22 protein-coding genes and 1 pseudogene are annotated in these 22,437 nt (G+C 62.7%); 14 read left to right on the top strand and 9 right to left on the bottom strand.

The window, feature by feature from the left end; all coding sequences use genetic code 11:
- Window positions 1–8 precede the first annotated feature (8 nt).
- Window positions 9–599, top strand: a complete 591-nt coding sequence (locus tag K1X80_RS11005) for a 2-hydroxychromene-2-carboxylate isomerase (RefSeq protein WP_057441468.1) — start codon at window positions 9–11, stop codon at window positions 597–599.
- Between the two features lie 44 nt (window positions 600–643).
- Here K1X80_RS11005 and K1X80_RS11000 read toward each other — a convergent pair whose 3' ends face one another.
- The 3 genes from K1X80_RS11000 to K1X80_RS10990 all read right to left on the bottom strand — a co-directional run bounded on the left by K1X80_RS11000 (window position 644) and on the right by K1X80_RS10990 (window position 4,153).
- A complete protein-coding gene (locus tag K1X80_RS11000; protein ID WP_128593914.1) occupies window positions 644–2,452 on the bottom strand; it encodes an aminopeptidase P family protein in 1,809 nt (602 codons plus the stop codon).
- Between the two features lie 37 nt (window positions 2,453–2,489).
- On the bottom strand, window positions 2,490–3,650 hold the full coding sequence (locus tag K1X80_RS10995; protein ID WP_169990666.1) for a cysteine desulfurase family protein: 1,161 nt from the start codon (window positions 3,648–3,650) through the stop codon (window positions 2,490–2,492).
- Window positions 3,651–3,883: 233 nt separating this feature from the next.
- Window positions 3,884–4,153, bottom strand: a complete 270-nt coding sequence (locus K1X80_RS10990) for a hypothetical protein (RefSeq protein WP_115127884.1) — start codon at window positions 4,151–4,153, stop codon at window positions 3,884–3,886.
- 315 nt (window positions 4,154–4,468) lie between these two features.
- On the opposite strand from K1X80_RS10990, the gene K1X80_RS10985 reads away from it, so the two are divergent.
- Window positions 4,469–5,572, top strand: a complete 1,104-nt coding sequence (locus K1X80_RS10985; protein ID WP_220172886.1) for a sigma-54-dependent Fis family transcriptional regulator — start codon at window positions 4,469–4,471, stop codon at window positions 5,570–5,572.
- Here K1X80_RS10985 and K1X80_RS10980 read toward each other — a convergent pair.
- Complete coding sequence (locus tag K1X80_RS10980) at window positions 5,561–5,926, bottom strand: antibiotic biosynthesis monooxygenase (RefSeq protein ID WP_169990667.1); 366 nt, start codon at window positions 5,924–5,926, stop codon at window positions 5,561–5,563. The genes K1X80_RS10985 and K1X80_RS10980 overlap by 12 nt on opposite strands.
- Window positions 5,927–6,117: 191 nt before the next feature.
- On the opposite strand from K1X80_RS10980, the gene K1X80_RS10975 reads away from it, so the two are divergent.
- The 9 genes and pseudogenes from K1X80_RS10975 to K1X80_RS10935 all read left to right on the top strand — a co-directional run bounded on the left by K1X80_RS10975 (window position 6,118) and on the right by K1X80_RS10935 (window position 13,072).
- The gene (locus tag K1X80_RS10975; RefSeq protein WP_057441459.1) at window positions 6,118–6,573 is read left to right on the top strand and encodes a VOC family protein; all 456 of its coding nucleotides are present in this window, start codon (window positions 6,118–6,120) and stop codon (window positions 6,571–6,573) included.
- 337 nt (window positions 6,574–6,910) lie between these two features.
- The gene (locus tag K1X80_RS10970; protein WP_057441456.1) at window positions 6,911–8,119 is read left to right on the top strand and encodes a PepSY domain-containing protein; all 1,209 of its coding nucleotides are present in this window, start codon (window positions 6,911–6,913) and stop codon (window positions 8,117–8,119) included.
- A complete protein-coding gene (locus tag K1X80_RS10965; RefSeq protein WP_057441455.1) occupies window positions 8,119–8,658 on the top strand; it encodes a hypothetical protein in 540 nt (179 codons plus the stop codon). The genes K1X80_RS10970 and K1X80_RS10965 overlap by 1 nt, the downstream gene beginning before the upstream one ends.
- On the top strand, window positions 8,655–8,984 hold the full coding sequence (locus K1X80_RS10960; RefSeq protein WP_057441453.1) for a hypothetical protein: 330 nt from the start codon (window positions 8,655–8,657) through the stop codon (window positions 8,982–8,984). The genes K1X80_RS10965 and K1X80_RS10960 overlap by 4 nt, the downstream gene beginning before the upstream one ends.
- A 5-nt stretch (window positions 8,985–8,989) precedes the next feature.
- Window positions 8,990–9,556, top strand: coding sequence for a DUF6162 family protein (locus K1X80_RS10955; protein ID WP_115127880.1), 567 nt, complete (start codon window positions 8,990–8,992; stop codon window positions 9,554–9,556).
- A gap of 34 nt (window positions 9,557–9,590) precedes the next feature.
- Window positions 9,591–10,511: a metal ABC transporter substrate-binding protein gene (locus K1X80_RS10950; RefSeq protein ID WP_057960209.1), complete on the top strand. Its 921-nt coding sequence runs from the start codon at window positions 9,591–9,593 to the stop codon at window positions 10,509–10,511.
- Window positions 10,508–11,254 (top strand): metal ABC transporter ATP-binding protein, encoded by a 747-nt coding sequence (locus K1X80_RS10945; protein ID WP_057441447.1) that lies wholly within the window; start codon window positions 10,508–10,510, stop codon window positions 11,252–11,254. Before K1X80_RS10950 ends, K1X80_RS10945 begins: the two co-directional genes overlap by 4 nt.
- Complete coding sequence (locus K1X80_RS10940; RefSeq protein WP_057441446.1) at window positions 11,251–12,150, top strand: metal ABC transporter permease; 900 nt, start codon at window positions 11,251–11,253, stop codon at window positions 12,148–12,150. Before K1X80_RS10945 ends, K1X80_RS10940 begins: the two co-directional genes overlap by 4 nt.
- Window positions 12,150–13,072 (top strand): annotated as a pseudogene (locus tag K1X80_RS10935) (metal ABC transporter solute-binding protein, Zn/Mn family). Before K1X80_RS10940 ends, K1X80_RS10935 begins: the two are co-directional and overlap by 1 nt.
- Before the next feature lie 1,035 nt (window positions 13,073–14,107).
- On the opposite strand, the gene K1X80_RS10930 reads toward K1X80_RS10935, so the two are convergent.
- The 5 genes from K1X80_RS10930 to K1X80_RS10910 form a co-directional block, all read right to left on the bottom strand.
- A complete protein-coding gene (locus tag K1X80_RS10930) occupies window positions 14,108–14,332 on the bottom strand; it encodes an MbtH family protein (protein WP_032862749.1) in 225 nt (74 codons plus the stop codon).
- 79 nt (window positions 14,333–14,411) lie between these two features.
- A complete protein-coding gene (locus K1X80_RS10925) occupies window positions 14,412–15,824 on the bottom strand; it encodes an aspartate aminotransferase family protein (protein WP_220172885.1) in 1,413 nt (470 codons plus the stop codon).
- 152 nt (window positions 15,825–15,976) lie between these two features.
- On the bottom strand, window positions 15,977–16,750 hold the full coding sequence (locus K1X80_RS10920; RefSeq protein ID WP_057439142.1) for an N-acetylmuramoyl-L-alanine amidase: 774 nt from the start codon (window positions 16,748–16,750) through the stop codon (window positions 15,977–15,979).
- Window positions 16,751–16,873: 123 nt separating this feature from the next.
- Window positions 16,874–18,193, bottom strand: coding sequence for an ATP-binding protein (locus K1X80_RS10915; RefSeq protein ID WP_057960212.1), 1,320 nt, complete (start codon window positions 18,191–18,193; stop codon window positions 16,874–16,876).
- Entirely contained in the window at window positions 18,193–18,873 is a 681-nt protein-coding gene (locus K1X80_RS10910; RefSeq protein WP_057439143.1) for a response regulator transcription factor, read from the bottom strand. The genes K1X80_RS10915 and K1X80_RS10910 overlap by 1 nt, the downstream gene beginning before the upstream one ends.
- 171 nt (window positions 18,874–19,044) lie before the next feature.
- On the opposite strand from K1X80_RS10910, the gene dsbD reads away from it, so the two are divergent.
- Genes dsbD through dsbG form a run of 3 tightly spaced genes read left to right on the top strand, consistent with a single transcriptional unit; the run spans window position 19,045 to window position 22,381 of the window.
- Entirely contained in the window at window positions 19,045–20,775 is a 1,731-nt protein-coding gene (gene dsbD / locus K1X80_RS10905) for a protein-disulfide reductase DsbD (protein ID WP_057960213.1), read from the top strand.
- Complete coding sequence (locus tag K1X80_RS10900) at window positions 20,775–21,644, top strand: TlpA disulfide reductase family protein (RefSeq protein ID WP_057960214.1); 870 nt, start codon at window positions 20,775–20,777, stop codon at window positions 21,642–21,644. Before dsbD ends, K1X80_RS10900 begins: the two co-directional genes overlap by 1 nt.
- A complete protein-coding gene (dsbG, locus tag K1X80_RS10895; RefSeq protein WP_057439145.1) occupies window positions 21,620–22,381 on the top strand; it encodes a thiol:disulfide interchange protein DsbG in 762 nt (253 codons plus the stop codon). Before K1X80_RS10900 ends, dsbG begins: the two co-directional genes overlap by 25 nt.
- Window positions 22,382–22,437 lie beyond the last annotated feature (56 nt).

The following is a 22,437-nucleotide window of genomic DNA, read 5'->3' as shown; positions in this document are numbered from 1 at the left end:
CATCCAACATGAGCAAAACCCTGGAATTTTTCTTCGACCTCGGCAGCCCCACCACCTACCTGGCCTACACCCAACTGCCCGGAATCTGTGCCGAAACCGGCAGCCAACTGGTGTATCAGCCCATCCTGCTGGGCGGCATCTTCAAGGCCACCGGCAATGCCTCGCCCGTCACCATCCCGGCCAAGGGCCGCTACCTGCTGCAAGACCTGGCACGCTACGCCAAGCGTTACGGGGTCCCCCTCAAGTTCAATCCGCACTTCCCCATCAATACCCTGACCCTGATGCGCGCCGTCACCGGCATTCAACTACGCCAGCCAGAACGCTTTATCGACTTCATCGACTGCCTGTTCCGGGCGATATGGGTGGAAGGGCGCAACATGGGGGATCCGGCAGTCGTAGCGGCGGTGCTGGCGCAACACCACTTCGACCCTGCCCAGGTGCTGGAGCTGACCCAGGATGAGGAGGTCAAGGACGCCCTCAAGCACAAGACCGAAGAGGCGATTGCCCGTGGCATGTTTGGGGCGCCTGCCATGTTTGTCGGCCAGCAACTGTTCTTCGGCCAGGATCGCCTTGACTTTGTCCGCGAAGCCTTGAGTTAAGCCTGCAAGCCGCTCGCCGGCCCACGCCTGCGAGCGGCCAGGCCTTATATAGCTGCCGTGCGCAACTGCAACCATTCCAGCGCGGCGCCGCTGAGCAACGGGCTCAAGCGTTGACGCACCTCGGCATGGTAGTCGTTGAACCACTGTCGCTCCTCGATCGTCAGCAGGGACGGTACCAGGCAACGGGTATCAATCGGGCACAGTGTCAGGGTTTCGAACTTGAGGAACTCGCCGAACTCGGTCTTGCCCGCCTCCCGGTTCAACACCAGGTTCTCGATACGCACCCCCCAACGCCCTGGGCGGTAGGTACCCGGTTCAATGGAGGTGATCATGCCCGGCTGCATCGCAGTTTGCGGCGCGGCCGCCGCCTGGTAGGCAATCACCTGCGGGCCTTCATGGACATTAAGGAAGTAGCCCACCCCGTGACCGGTGCCATGACCATAATCCACTCCTTCAGCCCAGATTGACGCGCGGGCGATGGCGTCCAGCAATGGCGAGAGGATGCCCTTGGGAAACTGCGCGCGCGACAAGGCAATCACGCCCTTGAGCACCCGCGTGCAATCGCGCTTTTGTTCCTCGCTCGGCGTGCCGATGGGCACCATCCGCGTGATATCTGTGGTGCCGCCCAGGTACTGGCCGCCCGAATCAATCAGCAGCAGGCCATCGCCTTCGATCACCGCGTGTTCTTCTTCGGTGGCATGGTAATGGGGCATCGCGCCATTGCCATTGAACGCGGCGATGGTATTGAAGCTCAACGACACATAATCCGGGCGACGGGTACGCGCGGCCGTCAGGTGTTCATCAATGGTCAGCTCAGTGATGCGCTCGCGGCCCAAGGCCGAGTCCAGCCAGGCGAAAAACTCGCACAACGCCGCGCCATCCTGCTCCATGGCCCGGCGGATATGCTCGGCATCCGCCAGGCTTTTACGGGACTTGGCCAATGTGGTCGGGTTGAGGCCTTCGACCAGCTTCACGCCACTGGCCAGATTCTCCAGCAGCCCCGCCGTCACGCGTGCAGGGTCCACCTGCAGGCTGGCCCCGTCCGGCACTTCAGCCAGGGCCGCGGCCACTTCACTGTAGTCGCGCAGCGTCACGCCATCCTGTTCCAGCACCCCACGCAACTGGGCATCGACCTTGCCGAGGGCAACAAACAGCGTGGCCTGCTGTTGGTTGATCAGGGCGAACGAGACAAACACCGGGTTGAACGAAACATCTGCGCCGCGCAGGTTAAACAGCCAGGCGATGTCATCCAGGGTGGCAATAAAATGCCAATCCGCGCCCTTTTCCTTCAGGCTGGCGCGCAGTGCCGCGAGCTTTTCGCCTCGGCTGACGGTGGCCTGGGGCGGCAAGTGCTGGTAGATCGGCTGGTTGGGCAGCGCTGGGCGGTCGGTCCAGACCTCGCTCAACAAATCAATATCGGTACGCAGGCGCGCGCCCCGCTCAGCCAACTTGCCGCCCAGGGTACGGGCCGACGCAACAGCCATCACCGCGCCATCCACTGCCACCACTCCGCCTTCCGGGGTTTGCTCCCCCAGCCACTCCAGCGGACCGGGCTGCCCCGGTTGCAACTTCACCAACTCAATGCCGCTGCCGTTGAGTTCCTTGGTCGCCTGCTCCCAGTAACGGCTGTCTGCCCAGACGCCGGCGAAATCAGCCGTGACAATCAGCGTGCCGACCGAGCCATGAAACCCCGACAACCATTGCCGGCCCTGCCAGTAGCCCGGCAAGTATTCGGACAGGTGCGGGTCGGCCGATGGCACCAGCAGGGCATCAATGCCCTCCCGCTTCATCAACTCGCGGGTGCGCGCCAGGCGCTGGGGAACCGTTCCATGGGGCAAAGGCTGCGTACTCATCATCTCTCCTGCTAAGCACTCATAATTGTTATGTATTTCAAACAGCCCAAAAGGCCGGTGCGCTGGCCAACGAGTTCTTGATCAATTGCACCGCCTGATCGATATCCTGCCCGGTGGTAAACCGCCCCAGGCTCAAGCGAATGGTGCGACCGGCACTGCGCGCATCATGCCCCAGGGCAAGCAGTACATGGGAGGGCGCATTGCTGGCTGAATTGCAGGCAGAGGTCGCCGAAAAAGCGATCCCGGCGCTCAAGGCCGCCGAATTGAACTCGCCTTCGCTGAAGGTCAGGCTCAAGGTGTGGGGGATCCGCTGGGTGGCGCTGCCGTTCAGGCGCACGCCGGGAATGTCCAGCAATTGCTCAAGCAAACGCTGGCGCAGGGCGACAATACCTGCCGACTCTTCGGCAAAGGATTGCGCGGCCAACGCGAAGGCACTGCCCATGCCTGCAATCTGGTGAGTCGCCAGGGTTCCCGAGCGCAGCCCGCCTTCGTGACCACCGCCGTGGATCTGCGCCGTGACGTTCTGCTGCGCCCGCGGCCCGACATACAGCGCACCGATGCCTTTGGGGCCATACAGTTTATGCGCCGAAAACGACATCAGGTCCACCGGCCAGTGCTCCAGGTCGATCTCGACTTTGCCCGCCCCTTGCGCCGCGTCCACATGCAGCAGCGCACCATGCTCACGCACCCGCGCACCAATGGCCGGGATGTCGTTGAGCGTGCCCAACTCATTGTTGACCAGCATCAACGACACCAAAAACGTGTCTTCGCGCAGCGCCTGGCTGACCGCCTCGACGGTAATCAGGCCATCGGCATCCGGCACCAGGTAGGTCACGGCAATCCCGGCTTGCTGCAATTGGCGGGCGGCGTCCAGCGTTGCCTTGTGCTCGATCTGACTGGTGATGATATGGCCACCGGCCACGCCCCGCGCCTGGGTCACACCCTTGAGCGCAAGGTTGTTGGATTCGGTAGCACCCGAGGTCCAGACGATCTGCTCGGCCTGGGCGCCGACCAACTCCGCCACCTGACGGCGCGCTTGCTCGACCGTGTGCCGGGCCTGTTGGCCAAACGCATGGGAGCTGGACGCAGGGTTACCGAAATTGGCGTTGAAACCCAGGCACTCGACCATGACCTGGATGACCCGCTCATCCACCGGGGTGGTGGCGGCGTAGTCAAAATACAGAGGACGTTTATTCATGACGTTTAGAGACCCGCAGAGCATGTTCCCGAGATCAGCGTCTCAGGGGCAGCGACCAGTACAGAGTTCGTCAGGTTAACCTGATCGGATGCCGTTAAAGAAAGACCACTTTATTTAAAAGTGCGTAGGAACGCTCCTGAAATTGAGCTTAACAGGCTCGACGAAAAGGATGGAAAACAAAAAGCCCGAAGTTCCTGTACGGAACCTCGGGCTCTGGGACGCCGCAGTTTGTCTCAGCTCGGACGGTCATGCAGGGTGACGTTGCGCTCGGCATTCATTTCACCCTGGCGATCAAAGCCCATTGGCGCCTGTGGCCGGGCTGCGAGTTCAGTTTTCTTCTGTTGATATTCATCAAACGACAAACCCCGCCGGTTCAGCCCTTCCATTGCCAATTGCCGGCTCTCCTCGACGGAGTACGGGCGCAATTCAGGCGCCGGATGGCTCGCACAACCAGCAAGAAAAGAGGCGACCAGCAACAAGGCAACAGAAAGTGAATGGTTCATGACGAAGGTCCTGCGAATTGGGCGTTGAGGCAATGGACACAGGCTACTCCCGCCTTTGCATCGGGAAAAATCATCCTCTGTGATAGTCGCTATCAGTCAATCCTTCATATTTCTTTTTGTTCTATAAATATATAAACACATTTGTTTACGGAATAAAAAAGACCCTCTATAACAGACTCCCAGCGTCGCAACTGCCTCCACGAGCCGCTCGGCCTCGCCACTGAACGCCTGCAAGCGGCGCAGGCCTGGTACGAGGTGGCGCACCGCGTTGGGCCAGCCCCTGCCGACATCCACGTCCTATTCCTTGAGGTGCCCATGCAGCTTTTGACCCTTGCGCCCTCGCCCGCACTCGCCACGTCGATTCGCGCCACCGCGCAAGTCTTCGAAGACCCCAAATCCCGGGCCTTGCTCGCGCATATCCAGCAAGTGGCGCCCAGCGAAGCCAGCGTGCTGATCATCGGCGAAACCGGCACCGGCAAAGAGCTGGTGGCCCGCCATATCCATAACCTCAGCGCCAGGCGCAACCGACCGTTCGTGGCGGTGAATTGTGGGGCGTTTTCCGAATCCCTGGTGGAAGCGGAGTTGTTCGGCCATGAAAAAGGCGCGTTCACCGGAGCTCTCGGCGCCAAGGCTGGCTGGTTCGAGGAGGCCGACGGCGGCACCCTGTTCCTCGATGAGATCGGTGATCTGCCCATGGCCATCCAGGTCAAGCTGCTGCGCGTCCTGCAAGAACGCGAAGTGGTGCGCCTGGGCTCACGCAAGAGCATTCCGATTGATGTGCGGGTGCTGGCGGCGACCAATGTGCAACTGGAAAAAGCCATCAATGCCGGGCATTTCCGTGAAGACCTGTACTACCGCCTGGACGTGGTCAGCCTGGAACTGAGCCCCTTGCGCGAACGCCCCGGCGATATCCTGCCCCTGGCCCGGCACTTTATCGACACCTACAGCCAGCGCCTGGGCTACGGCCCCATCACCCTCAGCCCCGAAGCCGAGCACAAGCTCAAGGGCTACAGTTGGCCGGGCAATATCCGCGAGCTGGAAAACGTCATTCATCACACCTTGCTGATTTGCCGCAATGGCCTGATTGAACGCGATGACCTGCGCCTGTCGAACATGCGCATCGAGCGCCAGGATGATAGCCAGCACAGCCTCGACCACAGTGCCGAAGCCTTGCTGGAGCGTGCCTTCCAGAAACTGTTTGACGAACAGGCCGGTGCCTTGCATGAGAAAGTCGAGGACGCATTGCTACGCGCCGCCTACCGCTTCAGCCACTACAACCAGGTACACACCGCCAACCTGCTGGGCCTGAGCCGCAATATCACGCGTACGCGCCTGATCAAGATCGGCGAACTGGCGGTCAACAAGCGCCGCCCAGAGGGAAGCCTGCAAGGTGAGCGCATGCTGCATCTATCGATATAGGCTGCACGCCAACGCGTTGTCGGCGCTGCGCTCGATACTGCGCAGCACCTGGAATGAACCGAAGGTCACGGCAGTAGCCTGATGGGCACGAATCAATGCCCAGAAGTTCTCGCCCTCGCTCTCCAGCCGCTGGAACGCCGTGGCACCGTCTTCGCGGGCCTGCCATTGCAGGTAGTTGAGCACCCGCCGCCCGTCATCACTGACCAGCACACTGGCACTCAGAAACCCCTCATGGCCTTGGGCCAGGCGCTCGCTCTGCTCGGACAGCGCCAACACCAGCGCGGACTGCTGCCGGGGCTCGATCTGAAACTCGATCACTTGGGTAAAACCATGACTTTTCACTGAAGCTTGCATGACAAATCCCCTTTAGCTGTAGGTGCCACGCAGGGTAAAACCTCTAGTTAAGTTAAGGTCAAGCCTCTGTTTGAGAAACTGTTGAATGCACCTTTACAGGGCAGTCGTCGGTTGCCCGCAGGCCACGAATGGCCTGACCTATAGTGAAAAGACCGGAAGACCCGGCCCCTCCCCCCCTCAAGGAGAGCGAAATGAGCGTTAAACCCATTCCCGATGGCTACCACAGCATCACGCCCTACCTGGGCATCGACAAGGCAGCTGAAGCCATCGAGTTCTACCAAAAAGCCTTCGATGCCACCGTTTTCATGCGCCTGGACATGCCAGACGGCAAGGTCGGCCATGCCGAACTGCGCATTGGCGATTCGCCGATTATGCTGGCCTCGCCCTGTGATGAAATGGCCTTCGGCAGCCCTGGAGCGCACCCCACCAGCGTTGGCCTGCATCTGTATGTGAAGGACGTCGACGCACAGTACAAACAGGCGATCGCGGCAGGCGGCACGGCTATTTCCGAACCCAAGGATCAATTCTACGGCGACCGCTCCGGCACGTTGAGGGATCCCTTCGGACACGTCTGGTTCCTCGCCACTCATATAGAAGAGCTGACCGAGGAACAGATTCACAAGCGCGCCAAAGAGCTGTTTGCATAAGCCCCGATCCCCTAAAGCCCGCGCGGGGCTGCGTAGCTGCCCCGACCAGCAAGACCACCTGACTCTTGCAGAAACATCGAGTAGCCAGGTTTTGGGGCTGCTGCGCAGCCCAACGCGGGCAAGCCCCCTCGCCACACTTTTTTGTGCTGACTAACTGAACAGCAATGAGCCCCAACAGGGGTTTCCCGCGCACCTGAAACATTTGCTTTCATTTCTGCCTTAGGGTTTTGCGATTCTCATCCGTCTTAACTTAGATACAGCCCGTCGCGTAAGCAAAAGCTACGACCGGCCTTTCCCGGGCCTTTTCTGCCCTCCTCCGATCAAGACCCCCATAGACATGTCGAAGAAGTCACGCTCCAAACTCTGGTTTCTCGTCCACAGCTGGCTGGCATTGCCCATCTGGTTCTTCGTACTGATCGTCTGCGTCACCGGGACCTTGGCGGTGGTCAGCCAGGAAATCGTCTGGCTGGCCAACCCGGAAATGCGCGCCAGCAAGCCATCGGACGATGCCGAACTGCTCACTTACGACCAGATCCTCGCCGCGATCAAGCAGGCCGAGCCAAAGGCCATTGTCGAGTCCATCGTCCGTCCGGACGAATCGCATTTTGCGCTCGACGTCGACATCAGCTACCCCGACGGCCGCTCCGTGGCGGTCTACGTCAACCCGTACACGGGGGTCATCCAGGGCATCAGCCCATCGTTCAACTTCCGCCAGTTCACCCGCGCCTTGCATGGCTGGTGGCTGGTGCCGTTTACCAATGGCTTCAGTTGGGGCTGGTACCTGGTGTCGTTCCTCGGGCTGCCGATGCTCGCCTCGCTGGTCACAGGCCTGGTGGTGTACAAACGGTTCTGGAAAGGGTTCTTCAAGCCAACCCTGCGCTTCAAGCATGGGGCGCGGATTTTCTGGGGCGACTTCCACCGCCTGAGCGGCATCTGGTCGATCTGGTTTATCGCGGTGATTTCCATCACCGGCACCTGGTTCTTGATCCAGGCGCTTCTCGCGGACAACCAGATCACCATCTCCAGCCAGCCGATCGTGCCGGTGATCTCCCGGGACAAGGTGCCGCTGTCGGCCCCCGGTGTACCGGCACCGATGATCGCCCTGGACGATGCCATCAACATTGCCACCCAGCGTATCCCCGGCTTCGACGTCAGCTTCGTCGGCCTGCCAAGCAATGCCTACAGTCACTTGAGCATCGGCGGCCGCGGCTGGTACCCGCTGATGTTCCAGACGGCCGACATCAACCCCTACAACGGTGAAATCGCCGCCACGCACCTGCTGTCCGACCGCACGGGCCTGGAGTTCGTCACCGAGTCCATGCGCCCGCTGCACACCGGCGACTTTGGCGGGATCTGGATCAAGCTGGTCTGGTTCTTCTTCGGCCTGTTGCTGAGCATGATGGTCCTCAGCGGTCTGTTGATCTGGAGCAAGCGCACGGCCCTGGCCACGCTGCACGCGCTCAAGCGCAGCACCAAGGCCACGCGCAATACGGCGCCGGCCAACCCCATCGGCGCCATGCAGGCTGAAACCTCGGAGGGCAAATAATGAGCAAGGCCACCACCGTTCAAGCGCCCTCGCCACTGCGCGCCTTCTGGCTCAAATGGCGCTTTCACATCAATATCCTGCTGTTGCTGGTGCCTCTGGGTTTTATGCCCAAGTACTTTGCCGACGTCGCACTGTTTCGCGGCGACGCCGGCCTGGGCGAGCGCGAGGTCGGTGAAGTGCAGGTCGGCCCGTGGAGCATTACCCTCGCCGAGTTGCGCAATGAAGCGCCCCGCCCCGACCCGGCCGGCCCGATGAAATCCTTCAACGCCGCCCTGTGCGCCACCTGTGGCGACCAGGTCAAGGCCACCTACCTGCGCATCGGCAAGCCCCGCAGCCTGCGGGCCGCCGGGGTGATTTTCTTCGGCACCCCGTACCGCATGGGCGCTGTGCTGCCGATCCCGGAACGCACCCCGCCCGACGCCGAACTGTGGATCACCATGGAAGGCTGGGACGGCAGCATGCAGCAGGCCTCCATTCCCTTGAGTCAGGCTTCGCCTGCCACCGTCGCCTGGTTGAACAAGCAAGGAGTTAAACCATGACTTTACTGCGCCTGACCCGCGCCTGCGCCGTGCTGATCCTCAGCCTGGGTGCAAGCAACTACGCCCTGGCCCACAACCCGATGTGCGAATGCAAGGAGATCCCCGGCGAACAGATCCAGTGCACCGGTGGTTTTTCCGACGGCAGCGGCGCGCCCGGCGTGACCCTGGATGTGATCGGCTACGACGAAACCATCCTGGTGCCCGGCAAGCTGGGGCCCGACTCGACGTTGACCTTCAAAAAACCTGCCGCCGAATTCTATGTGCTGTTTGACGCCGGTCCCGGCCACGTTGTCGAGATCGACCAAGCGGATATCCAGGCGCCATGACCCCCATGAACCCAGGCAGCACCCAGGTAATCCGGCCCGCCGGTGCCGGGCACGAAACCCTCTACGTCCTGCTGCTGTGCCTGATCATCCTGGCCGTCGCCGGCACGGTGGTGTCCCTGCACGGCGAAACCCAGGCCGTCGAGGCCGTGGCCAGCCACCAGTTGGACGCCCGCCGCGACCTGAGCGCGGCCGAGCAAGGCATCTATGCCGACCTGCGGGTGACCCTGGATGAAATCCAGTTGCTGGCGCAGGAACAAAGCACCCTGCCGACGCCGGCGCAACTGGCCGAAGAAGGCTTCGCGCCCTTCGCCCAGGACGCCAGTTCGGTCAGCCGTGGCGACCACCACTGGCAGTTGCTGGCGCCAGCGGCGTACCTGGGCCTGAGCCAGGCCAACGACACCAGCGGTTCACTGCTGATGCGCGTCAACGGCGCCGAGCCGGATATCTGGCTCAACCGCAGCGCCAACCTGGCCGCCCCCACCGACCTGAGCGACCAGGGGCTGATCGCCGCTGGCTGGCAGCAGGTCGTTGCGCAATTCGACGCTGGCGTCACCCGCCAGCATCGCCACTGAATTCATGCTGTCTCCGAGAGAAGATCGATTACCCATGTCTATGTCATCTCCCTTGCTCCGCCTGCTGCTGGTGGGCCTGTTCAGCGTCTTGCTGAGCCCCCTGGCCAATGCCGAGGCGGCCAAGCGCCTGCGTATCGGTATCACCCTGCACCCTTACTACAGCTACGTGGCGAATATCGTCGGCGACAAAGCCGAAGTGGTGCCGCTGATTCCGGCCGGCTTCAACCCCCATGCCTACGAACCGCGCGCCGAAGACATCAAGCGCATTGGCACCCTGGACGTGATCGTGCTCAATGGCGTCGGCCATGACGATTTTGCCGACCGCATGATCGCCACCAGCGAGCGTCCGGACATCCCGGTGATCGAGGCCAACGCCAATGTGCCGCTGCTGGCCGCCACCGGCAACGCGGCCCGTGGTGCCGGCAAGGTGGTCAACCCGCACACCTTCCTGTCCATCAGCGCGTCCATCGCCCAGGTCAACAACATCGCCCGGGAACTGGGCAAGCTCGACCCGGACAACGCCAAGGCCTATACCCAGAACGCCCGTGCCTATGGCAAGCGCCTGCGCCAGATGCGCGCCGATGCCCTGGCCAAGCTCACCAGCGCGCCCAACGCCGATCTGCGGGTGGCCACGGTGCACGCCGCCTACGACTACCTGTTGCGCGAGTTCGGCCTCGAAGTGACCGCCGTAGTCGAACCGGCCCACGGCATCGAGCCAAGCCCGAGCCAATTGAAGAAAACCATCGACCAACTGCGCGAGCTGGACGTCAAGGTGATCTTCTCGGAGATGGATTTCCCGTCCTCCTACGTCGATACCATCCAACGTGAGTCGGGGGTCAAACTGTACCCGCTGTCGCATATTTCCTACGGTGAATACAGCGCCGAGAAGTACGAAGTAGAAATGACCGGCAACCTCAATACCGTGGTCCGGGCGATCCAGGAGTCGGGGGCATGACCGCGGCTGAACACCTGAATGTGGCCAGCATCGGCCCGACGATTGAGTTCGATAACGTCTCGCTGACCCTGGGCCGTACCGCGATCCTCGATAGCGTCAGCTTCCAGGTACAACCGGGCAGCATCCACGCCCTGGTCGGCCCCAACGGCGGCGGCAAGAGCTCGCTGATCAAGACCCTGCTGGGGCAGACGCCACACCAGGGCCAATTGAGCCTGCACTGGCCGAACACTCCCGGCACCATCGGCTACGTGCCCCAGGCCCTGGAGTTCGACCGTGGCCTGCCGATGACCGTCGACGACTTCATGGCTGCCATGTGCCAGCGGCGCCCGGCGTTTCTCGGCTTGTCCCGGCATTACGCCGGGGCGATTGGCGAGGCGCTGGAGCGCGTGGGCATGCAAGACAAGCGCAAGCGCCGCATGGGTGCGCTGTCCGGCGGCGAGCGCCAGCGTGTGCTGCTGGCCCAGGGTTTGATCCCGGCGCCGCAACTGCTGGTACTCGATGAACCGATGTCGGCCCTCGACGAAGCCGGGATCCAGGTGTTCGAACGCCTGCTGGGCGACTGGCGCCAGGCCGGGATTACCGTGCTGTGGATCGAACACGACCTGGAGGCCGTGGGCCGCCTGGCGGATCGCGTCACCGGCCTGAACCGCCGCCTGCTGTTTGATGCCACGCCCAAGGAGGCACTGACCCCGGAACGCCTGCTGACGCTGTTTTCCACTCACCCACGGAGCGCAGCCCAATGAGCTACGAAGCCTTTCGCTTGATGGTCCAGGGCTGGGCTTCCTCCGGCTACTTGCCGGAAGCCCTGGCCTATGGGTTTGTGGTCAATGCCTTGCTCGCCGGCCTGTTGATCGGCCCGGTACTCGGTGGCCTGGGCACGCTGGTGGTGGTCAAGCGCTTTGCGTTTTTCTCCGAAGCCGTCGGCCATGCTGCACTGACCGGCGTGGCCGTGGGCATTCTGCTGGGGGAACCCTACACCGGGCCTTACGGCAGCCTGTTCGGCTACTGCCTGTTGTTCGGCATCCTGCTCAATTACCTGCGCAACCGCACCGGCCTGGCCCCCGATACGCTGATCGGCGTGTTCCTCTCGGTGTCCCTGGCCCTGGGCGCGAGCCTGTTGCTGATCCTGGCGGGCAAGATCAACGTGCATATCCTGGAAAACGTGCTGTTTGGTTCGGTCCTGACCGTCAACGGCAATGACCTGGCGGTGCTGGCGGTGGTCGGCTCACTGGTGATGGCCCTGGCGTTGCCGCTGTACAACCGCATCATGCTCGCCAGCTTCAACCCGCAACTGGCTGCCGTGCGTGGCGTGGCGGTGAAGACCCTGGACTACCTGTTCGTGATCCTGGTGACGTTGATCACGGTGGCGGCGGTCAAGGTCATCGGTGCGATCCTGGTAGGCGCACTGCTGGTGATCCCGGCCGCCGCGGCTCGGCTGTTGAGCCAGTCACTCAAGGGCTTCTTCTGGATCTCGGTGGTGATTGCCACGCTCAGCACCCTGTGCGGGATTCTGTTGCCAATCATCTTCGACCTGCCTATCCCGTCCGGTGCCGCGATCATCCTCGTCGCCGGCATCGCCTTCGCCCTGGCCGCCATCGCGCGCGGCACGGTCCCCAGCCTGAAAGGGAATCTCGGATAATGCGCCCCGTTCTACGCCCCCTCGCCCTGGCCATCGCCTGCCTGATCAGCCCCCGCTGCTGGCGGCCGAAACGGCCAAACCCCTGCCGGTCGCCGCCCACGCCGCCAAACCGGTCAAAGTCCTCGCGGCCTTGCCCGTGACCTACGGCCTGGCCGCCGCCCTGCTCAAGGGCACTGCGGTCAAGCTGGAGCGTGCGGCACCGGCCAACCTGCCGGGGTCGCGCCAGACCTCGTACTTTACCGGGCGTGGCGCGCCGGCCTTGCATAGCCTGGCGCTGGACGCCGATGCGGCGATCGGCCTGCGCTCGCTGTGGCCGGATGACCCGCTGTACCCAGTGGCCCGGCGCAGCAATATCCGCATCGTCGAAGTGGACGCGGCGCGCCCGGTAGACGGCGGTCTGCCAGGCGTGGCCCTGCAACCGGGGACTGTGGATGGCCTCAATAGCCAGCCGTGGCAGTCGAGCAACAACCTGGGGCGCATGGCCGATGTCATGGCTGCCGACCTGAGCAGGCTGGCGCCCGGCGCCAAGGCCCAGATCGACGGCAACCTGGCCAGCCTCAAGCAACGCCTGCTCAAGCTGACTGCCGACAGCGAAGCCCGCCTGGCCCAGGCCGATAACCTGAGTGTGGTCAGCCTGAGTGATCATTTTGCTTATCTGATAAGTGGATTGAATCTGGAGTTGGTCAGCACCGATCCGCGGCCGGATGCCGAGTGGTCTGCGCAGGCGCTACAAATGCTGACGACCAGCCTGAAGGACAACGACGTGGCGTTAGTGCTGCACCATCGCCAACCGGCTGAGGCGGTGAAAGCGGCTATCAGTGCAGGGGGGTCGAAGTTGCTGGTGCTGGGTACTGACGGTGCGGACCCGGTAGCGGAATTGGAAGGGAATGTGGATCAGGTGATCAAGGCCTTGGTGCCCTGAAAGCAAGGCAATACCCCTGTGTGTGTGCGAGCTTATGTGGGAGCGGGGTTGTGTGGGAGCGGGCTTGCCCGCGATGGCGGTGTATCAGTCAACTAATGTATCGACTGACACTTAGCCATCGCGGCATAGGTATCTACACAACTCTTTTATCTAGTGCTTATTGGGTTTGTTTACATATCCGTTGCTGCGGTCACGGCCACTTAGGGTTCCGCCCTTACGGCGGGTCACTTTTGGAAAAGAGCCCGGAGTGCCGGCCCAGCCAAAAGTAACCAAAAGGGCTCCTGCCCCACCACTCGGTGCCTCGCCTAGGCTCGGCATGCCCGCAGTCAGGCATTGCTCCGTGGGCCCGCCGCGATCGGCCATCCATGGCCGTGTCGCGGCTACCCCGGCATCCATGCCGGGGTGCCCACTGCGCAATACCTGCCTGCGGCCATCGTGGTTTAACGGGGCGCCTGAGATCAAGATCAAAAGCCAGATCAAAAGCGGAGCAACAGCAAAGCCGGGGTGCGAAGCTGCATTCCCCTGTGGGAGCTGGCTTGCCTGCGATGGCGGTGTATCAGTCGATAAATGTATTGGCTGGTACACCGCCATCGCAGGCAAGCCAGCTCCCACAGGTACACGCTCACGCCTCGACGATCAGGTCGGCTGTCAGGCCGCCTCGCTTTGCTTGTGATTTTGATCTTAGGCGCCCCGTTAAACCACGCTGGCCGTCATCCGATTTTGATTTGGGGGGTAACCCGGCAGGACGCCGGGTTAGCCGCGCTGGGCCATGGATGGCCCATCGCGGCGGCCCCCCAAATCAATGTCGGATGGCGGGCACACCGAGCCTGGGCGAGGTGCCGAGTGGTGGGGTAAGAGCCCTTTTGGTTACTTTTGGCTGGGCCGGCACTCCGGGCTCTTTTCCAAAAGTGACCCGCCGTAAGGGCGGAACCAATAGCCGCCATAACCGCAACAACGGATATGTACACAAACCCAGAAGATTGTGTAGCTACCTATGCCCATCGCAGGCAAGCCCGCTCCCACATTTGCTTGTGTTCAGCCAGCAACAACCTGCGCATCCATCTTCTGGCGCAAGCTCAGCGGGCGCATATCAGTCCAGACTTCTTCGATGTAAGCCAGGCACTCTTTCTTCATCCCGCTTTTACCCACGGTGCGCCAGCCCTCTGGCACGGCCTTGTAGTCGGGCCAGATGGAATACTGTTCTTCATGGTTGACCACCACCTGGAACAGGATGTCTTCGCGGTCAAATACTGAGGTCATTGCGGTTCTCCGTCACTCAAAGGCTGCCACGCACTGCGCGTGGCTGATGTATGTAGGAACGTATAGCAGCGCAGGAAAATTAGAGGCTGGCCACGGCCGCCGCCAAAGCCCGGCCGAAGATCTCTGCCACGCGGTCGATTTCTGCGCCGGTGATGACCAGCGGCGGCAGGAAACGCACCACGCTGCCATGGCGCCCGCCCAGCTCCAGAATCAACCCGCGCTTGAGGCACTCGCGCTGTACCAGCGGCGCCAATTGTCGATGGACCGGCGGGTGCCCCTGGACATCCGGCGTGCCGCTCGGGTTCACCAGTTCCACGCCCAGCATCAGGCCGCGCCCGCGGATATCCCCCAGTTGTGGAAAGTCCCGCTGCAGGATGCGCAGATGTTCACTCAAGCGCTCACCCATGGCGGCGGCGTGGTCGGCCACGTTGTGCTGCTTGAGGTAGCGCATCACCGCCGACCCCGCCGCCATGGCCATCTGATTACCCCGGAAGGTGCCGGCATGGGCGCCCGGCAGCCAGGTGTCGAGCCACTCGCGATAGACCACCACCGCCAGCGGCAGGCTGCCGCCAATGGCTTTGGACAACACCACCACATCCGGAACAATGCCGGCATGTTCAAAGGCAAACATCTTGCCGGTGCGCCCGAAACCACTCTGGATCTCATCCACGATCAGCGCCACCCCGGCCTGCTCGGTAATCCGCCGCAGGCCGCGCAGCCAGTCGAGGTCGGCCGGGATCACGCCGCCCTCGCCCTGCACCACTTCGACGATCACCGCCGCCGGTAGCAATACGCCGGCCTCCGGGTCGTTGAGCAGGTTTTCCAGGTAATGCAGGTTGACCTTGACCCCCTCTGCCCCACCCAGGCCGAACGGGCACCGGTAGTCATAGGGGAATGGCAGGAACTGCACGCCGTTGGCCAGCAAGGCACCCAATGGCTTTTTCGGCCCCAGACAGCCCATCAGGCTCAACGCGCCCTGGCTCATGCCGTGATAACCGCCCTGGAACGACAACACCGTGCTGCGCCCCGTGGCGGTGCGTACCAGCTTCAGCGCGGCTTCCACCGCATCGGTGCCGGTGGGCCCGCAAAACTGGATCTTCGCCTCCCGCGCCAGCTCCGCAGGCAGCAGGCCGAACAGATCCTGCACAAACTGATCCTTGACCGGCGTGGTCAAGTCCAGGGTATGCAGAGGCAACTCGTCCTGCAGCACCTGCTGGATCGCCTCGATCACCACCGGGTGGTTATGCCCCAGGGCCAACGTACCGGCCCCGGCCAGGCAGTCGATAAAACTTCGCCCCTCGACGTCCTCGACATAAATGCCCTTGGCCCGCTTGAGTGCCAGGGGGATACGCCGTGGGTAACTGCGGGCATTGGACTCCTGCAGGCGCTGGCGGGCCAGCAGCGGTGATTCATCGAACTGGTAAAGCGTTTCCGCCGGCGTCGGGCTGGCCGACACCTGCAAATCGTCAATGCGACTGGTAGCGACTGACATCTCTAGATCCCTCAATACGCGGATGATGGTGACCAAACTGCCAACCCGTTGACGTCTGGCCCCCAAAGGGCATGCGCACGGATTTCCTGTTCTGGAAACGCTTCAGCGGCGTGAGGATTTACACCTGGGTCGTTGAAAAAACGGCGAATGGCTCACTCGCCGGCACTGCTGTACCTTTCGTTCAACGCATAGAGAATCGCGCAGGTGTCGATATCCAGTTGCCCACGATAGTCGGCTGGCCGGAAGTGCATCTGGAACGCACGCACCCGTTGCTGGAACGCCTGGCGGTTTCGTGCCGGGGCGTAGCCGTAGCGCTGAAAGGCCCGTTCGATCTCCACCTCCTGGGGCAAGCCCATGCGAAAGCGGCGCACATAGGCGTTTTTGACCTCTTCATCGAACCAGGCGCCAATGCCCGCCTCGAACAAGCCGTGCCAGGGCAGCCGTGGACCCGGGTCACTTTTGCGCCAGAACGCCACATCCGAATGGCCGACGATATCGGTGGCGCCGATCTGCGGATGACGGGCGCAAATGTCGTGGATCAGCGCGATCAGTACCTCGATTTGCTCCGCCCCGTAGGCAGGAAAGGTAAAAACCCCACCATCGTCGCGAGCCAGATTGACGATCTCGATGCCGATGGAGCGCGTGTTGACGTTATCGCGGCCCGCCCAATGACTGGCCCCCGCATGCCAGGCGCGCTGATGTTCATCCACCAGTTGAAATACCCGCAACTCGTCGTAGCCGGCGTCTCGATAACCCGCCTCGAGGGGGTCGGGCAGCAGGTAATGGGCACTGACACCCTGCTGCGTCAGGGTGCGCAGGGAAGAGGCGAAGGGCGCGGCGGTGTAATGCACCACCAACTGGCGCACGGCTTCGCCATTGCGTTGATTAAAATCCTGGGCGGGATAAGTGGAGTCGATGACCAACATAGGCGCTGTCCTTTTCAATACAGGCTGAGTCATTCAGCCGGCAAACCTGCAAACACAAAAATTAACGCCATCCTGAAGCACCGGGCCTGAGGATGGCGGTAGTTATGTGGGTGCAAGGAAAGATCAGCGTCGCAGCGGCATCCCCAGGTCGACCCGCAGGCCGTCGGGCTGGCTGTCGAAGGCCAGGGAACAGGAACAGCGCTGGACAATCGCCTGCACGATGGCCAGGCCCAGGCCACAACCACCGCTGTTGCCATTGCGCCAGAAACGTTGAGTCAGATGTTGCAGGTCTTCGCTGGAGATCGGCGCGCCGTGGTCGCGCACGCGGAACACCACCTGATTGCCCTGGGTAAACACACTCAATTCCACCCGCGTATCGGCCGGGGTATGGCTCAGGGCGTTATCCAGCAGGTTGCGCAAGGCGGCAACCGCCAGGCCCACGGGCATTTCCACCGGATTATCGGGCAGGTTGTCCGGCAAGATCAGGTCGATGCGCCGGTTGTCGCCGGCGTTGGCGTCCTGGATCGCCAGGCGCGCCACCTGCTCGGCGCTGGACTGCAAGCCGTCATCAAACGACAGGCTGCCCTCGACCCGCGCCAGCAGCAGCAATTGCTCAAGGGTGCGATGCAGGCGGTCGGCGCCCTCCTCGGCATGGGCCAGGGATTGGTCGCGGGCCGCGCCGTCGGTCATGCGTGCCACTTGCAGGTGGGTCTTGATCGCCGTAAGGGGGCTGCGCAGTTCGTGGGCGGCATCGCCCGTCAGCCGGCGCTCGCGCTCAATGGCCTTGGCGATGCGTTGCAACAGCTGGTTCTGAGTGTCGAGCAACGGCTTGAGCTCGCTGGGCAACGGGTGAATCTGCAAGGGCTCGAGGGAGTCGGCGCTGCGGCGCATCAAGGCATCGCGCATACGGTTGAGTGGCACCAGGCTCTGGCCGATCCCCAGCCACAACAGGCACAGGCAGCCCAGCAGAGCCACGCCCACCGGCACCGAGGCCGCCAGCAGGATCGACATATTCAGCGCCTCGCGCTCCACCTGGCGGTCGGCGGTGGTGATAAACAAATCGCCCCGGGCCAGGGTAAAGCTGCGCCAGGCGGCGCCGTCGATGATCTGGTCGCGAAAGCCACTCTGCCGGGATTCCAGGCCCTGATCCGGGGTGGTATGGCTGCGCGCCAGGACTTCGCCACGCAGCGAACTGACCTGGCACGCCATGCCCCCCGGCACATTCAATTGCTCGGCGCCAAAGCGTTTGCCCTCGCCCACACTGGCCAGGCCGGGCATCTGCTCCATCAGCCCGGCCACCATGCGCGCCGACGCCACCAGCCGCTGATCCAGGGAAAACATCATCTGGTTACGCAGGTCGTTGAGCATCCAGGTCGCTGCCAGCACCCAGATCAGCACAAAAGCGGCGCCCAGCTTGAACGTCAGGCGCAGACGCAGACTCATCACGAAGCGTCCTCTCCACCGTCCGCCGGGCCCAGGCGGTAGCCCAGGCCACGCACGGTCTCGACAATGCCATTGCCCAATTTGCGGCGCAGGTGGTGGATATGCACGTTGAGGGCGTTGCTTTCCAACTCGTCGTTAAAGCCGTAGACGCTGTCTTTGAGCTGCTCGCTGGACAGCACCCGGCCACGGTTGTGCAGCAGTGCCTGCAACAACGCCTGTTCACGGCGGGACAAGTCCACCGATTGGCCGCCCAACAGGGTTTCCCGGCTGCTGGGGTTGTAGGTCAGCCGGCCATGCTCGATCAGGTTGACGCTACGCCCGGCCACCCGGCGCAGCAGGGTTTGCAGGCGGGCCGCCAGTTCACGCAAGTCGAAGGGCTTGAGCAGGTAATCGTCGGCGCCGGCCTGCAGGCCGTCGACCCGATTGGTCACCGAATCCCGCGCGGTGAGGATCAGCACCGGAATCTCCAGGCCTGCACTGCGCTGTTGTTGCAGCAGTTTCAGGCCGTCTTCATCCGGCAGGCCGAGGTCGAGCACCATGATGTCAAACTCCGCCGCCTTGAGCATCGCCCGCGCGGCTGCGGCCGTGGCTACGCGCTCGACCGTAAAGCCCTGGGCGCCGAGACCGGCAACGATGCCACTGGCAATCAGGTCATCGTCTTCACAGACCAGTACGTGCATGCTGAACCCTTTGCAAAAATGCTGATTTAAAGGAGGGCGGATTAAGCGCGCATTATGCCGGCAAAAGAGGCGCGCCTCGAAAATCCCTACACTCTAGAATAGCCCGGTTAATCATCGGTTAATCAGCACCCCACATTGTGTGCCCCACTTGCATCGAACTAAGGCTTGACCATGCGGCATCTGTTTATCTTCCTGTTGGTGTTGTTCACCGGATTGGCCCAGGCCGCGCCTGGCAACAATCCGTTCGAGACCAAGGCCGAGTTCCTCCCGGTAGGCAAGGCCTTCACCTTTACCTCCGAGCGCCTGGCTTCCGGTGAAACCCAGCTGTATTGGCAGATTGCCGACGGTTATTACCTGTACCAGCAACGCATGAAATTCGAAGGCCTGGCCGAACAACCCGTGCTGCCCCAGGGCGAAGCCCATAGCGACGAGTTCTTCGGCGAGCAACAGGTGTACCGCCAGGGCCTGGAAGTGAAGCTTCCGGCCGGTGCCACCGGCAAGGTCAAGCTGGGCTGGCAGGGCTGTGCCGATGCCGGCCTGTGCTACCCTCCGCAATCGCTCACCGTGGACCTCGGTGGTAACCCCGCCGTGGCCGCCACCGCCGAGGCCCAGGATGAAAGCCTGGCCAGTGGCCTGCAGCAACGCAGCCTGGGCTGGAGCCTGTTGGTGTTCTTCGGCCTGGGCCTGCTGCTGGCGTTCGCCCCGTGCTCGCTGCCGATGCTGCCAATCCTTGCTGGCCTGGTGGTAGGCAGCGGTGCCAGCCCACGCCGTGGTTTTGCCCTGGCCAGCAGTTATGTGGTGTGCATGGCCCTGGTGTATGCCGCCCTCGGCGTGCTGGCCGCGCTGGCCGGCAGCAACCTCGCCGCGCTGCTGCAAACCCCGTGGATCCTCGGCAGTTTCGCCGGGTTGTTTGTGATCCTCGCCCTGCCGATGTTCGGCTTCTTTGAACTGCAACTGCCGGCCTTCCTGCGCGATCGCCTGGATAACGCCAGCCGCCAGCAAAACGGCGGCAGCCTGGTCGGCGCCGGGGTGCTCGGCGCCTTGTCCGGCCTGCTGGTGGGCCCGTGCATGACCGCGCCCCTGGCCGGCGCCCTGCTGTATATCGCGCAAAGCGGCAATGCCCTGCACGGCGGCCTGATCCTGTTTGCCATGGGCATCGGTATCGGTGTGCCCTTGCTATTGCTGGTGACCGTGGGCAATCGCTTCCTGCCCAAGCCGGGCACCTGGATGAACGTGCTGAAGGGCGTGTTTGGCTTCCTGTTCCTCGCGACCGCCGTGTTGATGATTCGCCCGGTCGTCGACGAAAGCCTGTGGCTCGGCCTGTGGGGTGTACTGGCGCTGGTCATGGCCTACTGCGGCTGGAGCCTGGCCCGTGAGTACGGGCTGATCGCCAAGGCACTGGGTGCCGGCTCCCTGGTCCTGGGGCTGTGGGGCGCGATCCTGGTGATCGGCGCCGCCGGTGGCAGCGACGACCTGTGGCAGCCGCTCAAGGTCTTCGGTGGCTCGACGGTGGCCGGCGCGCCGACTGCCCATGACAGCTTTATCACCCTCAACGACCCGGTAGCCCTGCAAGCCCAGCTCGACAGCGCCAAGGCCCAGGGCCAATGGGTGCTGCTGGACTACTACGCCGACTGGTGTGTGTCGTGCAAAATCATGGAAAAACAGGTGTTCGGCAAACCCGAAGTGATGGACGCCCTGAAGGACGTGCGCCTGCTGCGCCTGGACGTCACCGCCGACAACGCCGCCAGCCGTGAGTTGCTGGGTCGCTACAAAGTCCCTGGCCCACCGAGCTTCGTCTGGATCGGCCCCGACGGTGCAGAGCGCCGCGCCCAACGCATCACCGGCGAAGTGGATGCCGCAGCCTTCCTGCAACGCTGGACCCAGACCCGGGAAGCACTCTGATGCTGACCTTGACCATCGGCACCTTTGCCATTGCCTTGAACCATCTGCTGCTGATCAGTGCGCTGATCCTCGCCACAGTCGTGGGCTGGCGCGTGGCCAAGCGGGGCGGCGAGAACCCCGAATCGGTGCTGTTCAGCCTGTTCCTGCTGGGCATGCTCAGTGCGCGTATCGGCTTTGTCTTGATGTACTGGTCGTACTACCGCGACGACCCGTTGCAGATCGTCGACCTGCGCGACGGCGGTTTCCTGGCCTGGCCTGGGGTGATCGTGCTGATCATCGCCGCCCTGCTGTGGAGCTGGCGCCGCCCGGCCCTGCGCAAACCGCTTAGCGCCGGTGTGGTCAGCGGCCTGGCCTTCTGGGCACTGGCCAGTTTCTCGTTGAACATCTACGAAAAAGGTACGCGCCTGCCGGACATCGCCCTGCGCAATGCCGATGGCGAAACCGTGCAACTGGCTGACTACCAGGGCGGCCCGCTGGTGATCAACCTCTGGGCCACCTGGTGCCCGCCCTGCCGGCGGGAAATGCCGGTACTGGAAAACGCCCAGAAGCAGCGGCCGGACGTGACCTTCCTGTTCGTCAACCAGGCCGAAAGCATGCAAAGCGTCAGCACCTACCTGGCTACCCAGGGCCTGAACCTGGACAACGTGCTGTTCGACGCCAGTGGCCGCCTGGGCCAGGCCGTGGGTTCCATGGCCCTGCCGACCACCCTCTTCTATCAAGCCGATGGCCGGCTGATCAACAGCCACCTGGGCGAACTGTCCCAGGCCAGCCTGGCCCGCGCCATGGAATATTTCGACCCCATGGACAAGACTGCCGCCAAGACGGCCCCTGCAAGGAAACCCTTATGCCCCGCCTCCGCCACCTGCTAACCCTGCTGCCCCTGACCCTGGCTGCCAGCCTCGTCCACGCCGAAGAATGGCCGGCGCCGATCAAACAGATCGAAGCCAAGGGCGCCAAGATCATCGGCAGCTTCGACGCGCCGGGCGGGCTCAAGGGCTATGCCGCGCAATACCAGAACCGCGGCATGGCGCTGTACCTGACCGCCGACGGCCAACACGTGATCGCCGGCAATCTGTATGACGCCAAGGGCAATGACCTGAGCACCGCCCCCCTGGAAAAGCTGGTCTACGCCCCAATGGCCAAGGAAATCTGGGCCAAGATGGAACAGAGCAGCTGGATCCAGGACGGCGATAAAAACGCGCCGCGCACCGTCTACCTGTTCAGCGACCCCAACTGCCCGTACTGCAACATGTTCTGGGAACAGGCACGGCCCTGGGTCAAGGCGGGCAAGGTACAGTTGCGCCACATCATGGTCGGGATTATTCGCGAAGACAGCCCGGGCAAATCGGCGGCGCTGCTGGCAAGCAAGGACACAGCCCAGGCCCTGGAAGAACATGAGTCTGCCGGCAAAGCCAGCAAGCTCAAGGCCCTGACCAAGATTCCGGCCCAGATCCAGGCCAAGCTCGATGCCAATATGAAGTTGATGGAGGAGTTGGAGTTGTCGGCCACGCCGGCGATTTTCTATCTGGATGACAAGGGCCAGTTGCAGCAACAGCAGGGGGCGCCGTCGCCGGATAAGTTGGGGAAAATCCTCGGGCCCAAGTGACTCGGATTAACCACACGCCACTAACAAGAATGCCCGCACAAAGCGGGCATTCTTGT

It is taken from the genome of Pseudomonas sp. So3.2b, from assembly GCF_019464415.1.
GTDB classification, from domain to species: Bacteria; Pseudomonadota; Gammaproteobacteria; order Pseudomonadales; family Pseudomonadaceae; genus Aquipseudomonas; species Aquipseudomonas shahriarae.
Note: the sequence above shows the minus strand (reverse complement) of the source record. Positions and strands in the feature narration are given on the sequence as shown.

Coding starts and splice junctions, on each gene's coding strand:
- K1X80_RS10975 (WP_057441459.1), top strand. CDS start 6,118: ATGAGCGTTAAACCCATTCCCGATGGCTACCACAGCATCACGCCCTAC.
- K1X80_RS10970 (WP_057441456.1), top strand. CDS start 6,911: ATGTCGAAGAAGTCACGCTCCAAACTCTGGTTTCTCGTCCACAGCTGG.
- K1X80_RS10940 (WP_057441446.1), top strand. CDS start 11,251: ATGAGCTACGAAGCCTTTCGCTTGATGGTCCAGGGCTGGGCTTCCTCC.
- K1X80_RS10910 (WP_057439143.1), bottom strand. CDS start 18,873: ATGCACGTACTGGTCTGTGAAGACGATGACCTGATTGCCAGTGGCATC.
- K1X80_RS10980 (WP_169990667.1), bottom strand. CDS start 5,926: ATGCAAGCTTCAGTGAAAAGTCATGGTTTTACCCAAGTGATCGAGTTT.
- K1X80_RS10985 (WP_220172886.1), top strand. CDS start 4,469: ATGCAGCTTTTGACCCTTGCGCCCTCGCCCGCACTCGCCACGTCGATT.
- K1X80_RS10950 (WP_057960209.1), top strand. CDS start 9,591: ATGTCTATGTCATCTCCCTTGCTCCGCCTGCTGCTGGTGGGCCTGTTC.
- K1X80_RS10900 (WP_057960214.1), top strand. CDS start 20,775: ATGCTGACCTTGACCATCGGCACCTTTGCCATTGCCTTGAACCATCTG.
- K1X80_RS11005 (WP_057441468.1), top strand. CDS start 9: ATGAGCAAAACCCTGGAATTTTTCTTCGACCTCGGCAGCCCCACCACC.
- K1X80_RS11000 (WP_128593914.1), bottom strand. CDS start 2,452: ATGAGTACGCAGCCTTTGCCCCATGGAACGGTTCCCCAGCGCCTGGCG.
- K1X80_RS10930 (WP_032862749.1), bottom strand. CDS start 14,332: ATGACCTCAGTATTTGACCGCGAAGACATCCTGTTCCAGGTGGTGGTC.
- K1X80_RS10955 (WP_115127880.1), top strand. CDS start 8,990: ATGAACCCAGGCAGCACCCAGGTAATCCGGCCCGCCGGTGCCGGGCAC.
- K1X80_RS10990 (WP_115127884.1), bottom strand. CDS start 4,153: ATGAACCATTCACTTTCTGTTGCCTTGTTGCTGGTCGCCTCTTTTCTT.
- K1X80_RS10915 (WP_057960212.1), bottom strand. CDS start 18,193: ATGAGTCTGCGTCTGCGCCTGACGTTCAAGCTGGGCGCCGCTTTTGTG.
- K1X80_RS10920 (WP_057439142.1), bottom strand. CDS start 16,750: ATGTTGGTCATCGACTCCACTTATCCCGCCCAGGATTTTAATCAACGC.
- K1X80_RS10995 (WP_169990666.1), bottom strand. CDS start 3,650: ATGAATAAACGTCCTCTGTATTTTGACTACGCCGCCACCACCCCGGTG.
- dsbD (WP_057960213.1), top strand. CDS start 19,045: ATGCGGCATCTGTTTATCTTCCTGTTGGTGTTGTTCACCGGATTGGCC.
- K1X80_RS10945 (WP_057441447.1), top strand. CDS start 10,508: ATGACCGCGGCTGAACACCTGAATGTGGCCAGCATCGGCCCGACGATT.
- K1X80_RS10965 (WP_057441455.1), top strand. CDS start 8,119: ATGAGCAAGGCCACCACCGTTCAAGCGCCCTCGCCACTGCGCGCCTTC.
- K1X80_RS10925 (WP_220172885.1), bottom strand. CDS start 15,824: ATGTCAGTCGCTACCAGTCGCATTGACGATTTGCAGGTGTCGGCCAGC.
- K1X80_RS10960 (WP_057441453.1), top strand. CDS start 8,655: ATGACTTTACTGCGCCTGACCCGCGCCTGCGCCGTGCTGATCCTCAGC.
- dsbG (WP_057439145.1), top strand. CDS start 21,620: ATGCCCCGCCTCCGCCACCTGCTAACCCTGCTGCCCCTGACCCTGGCT.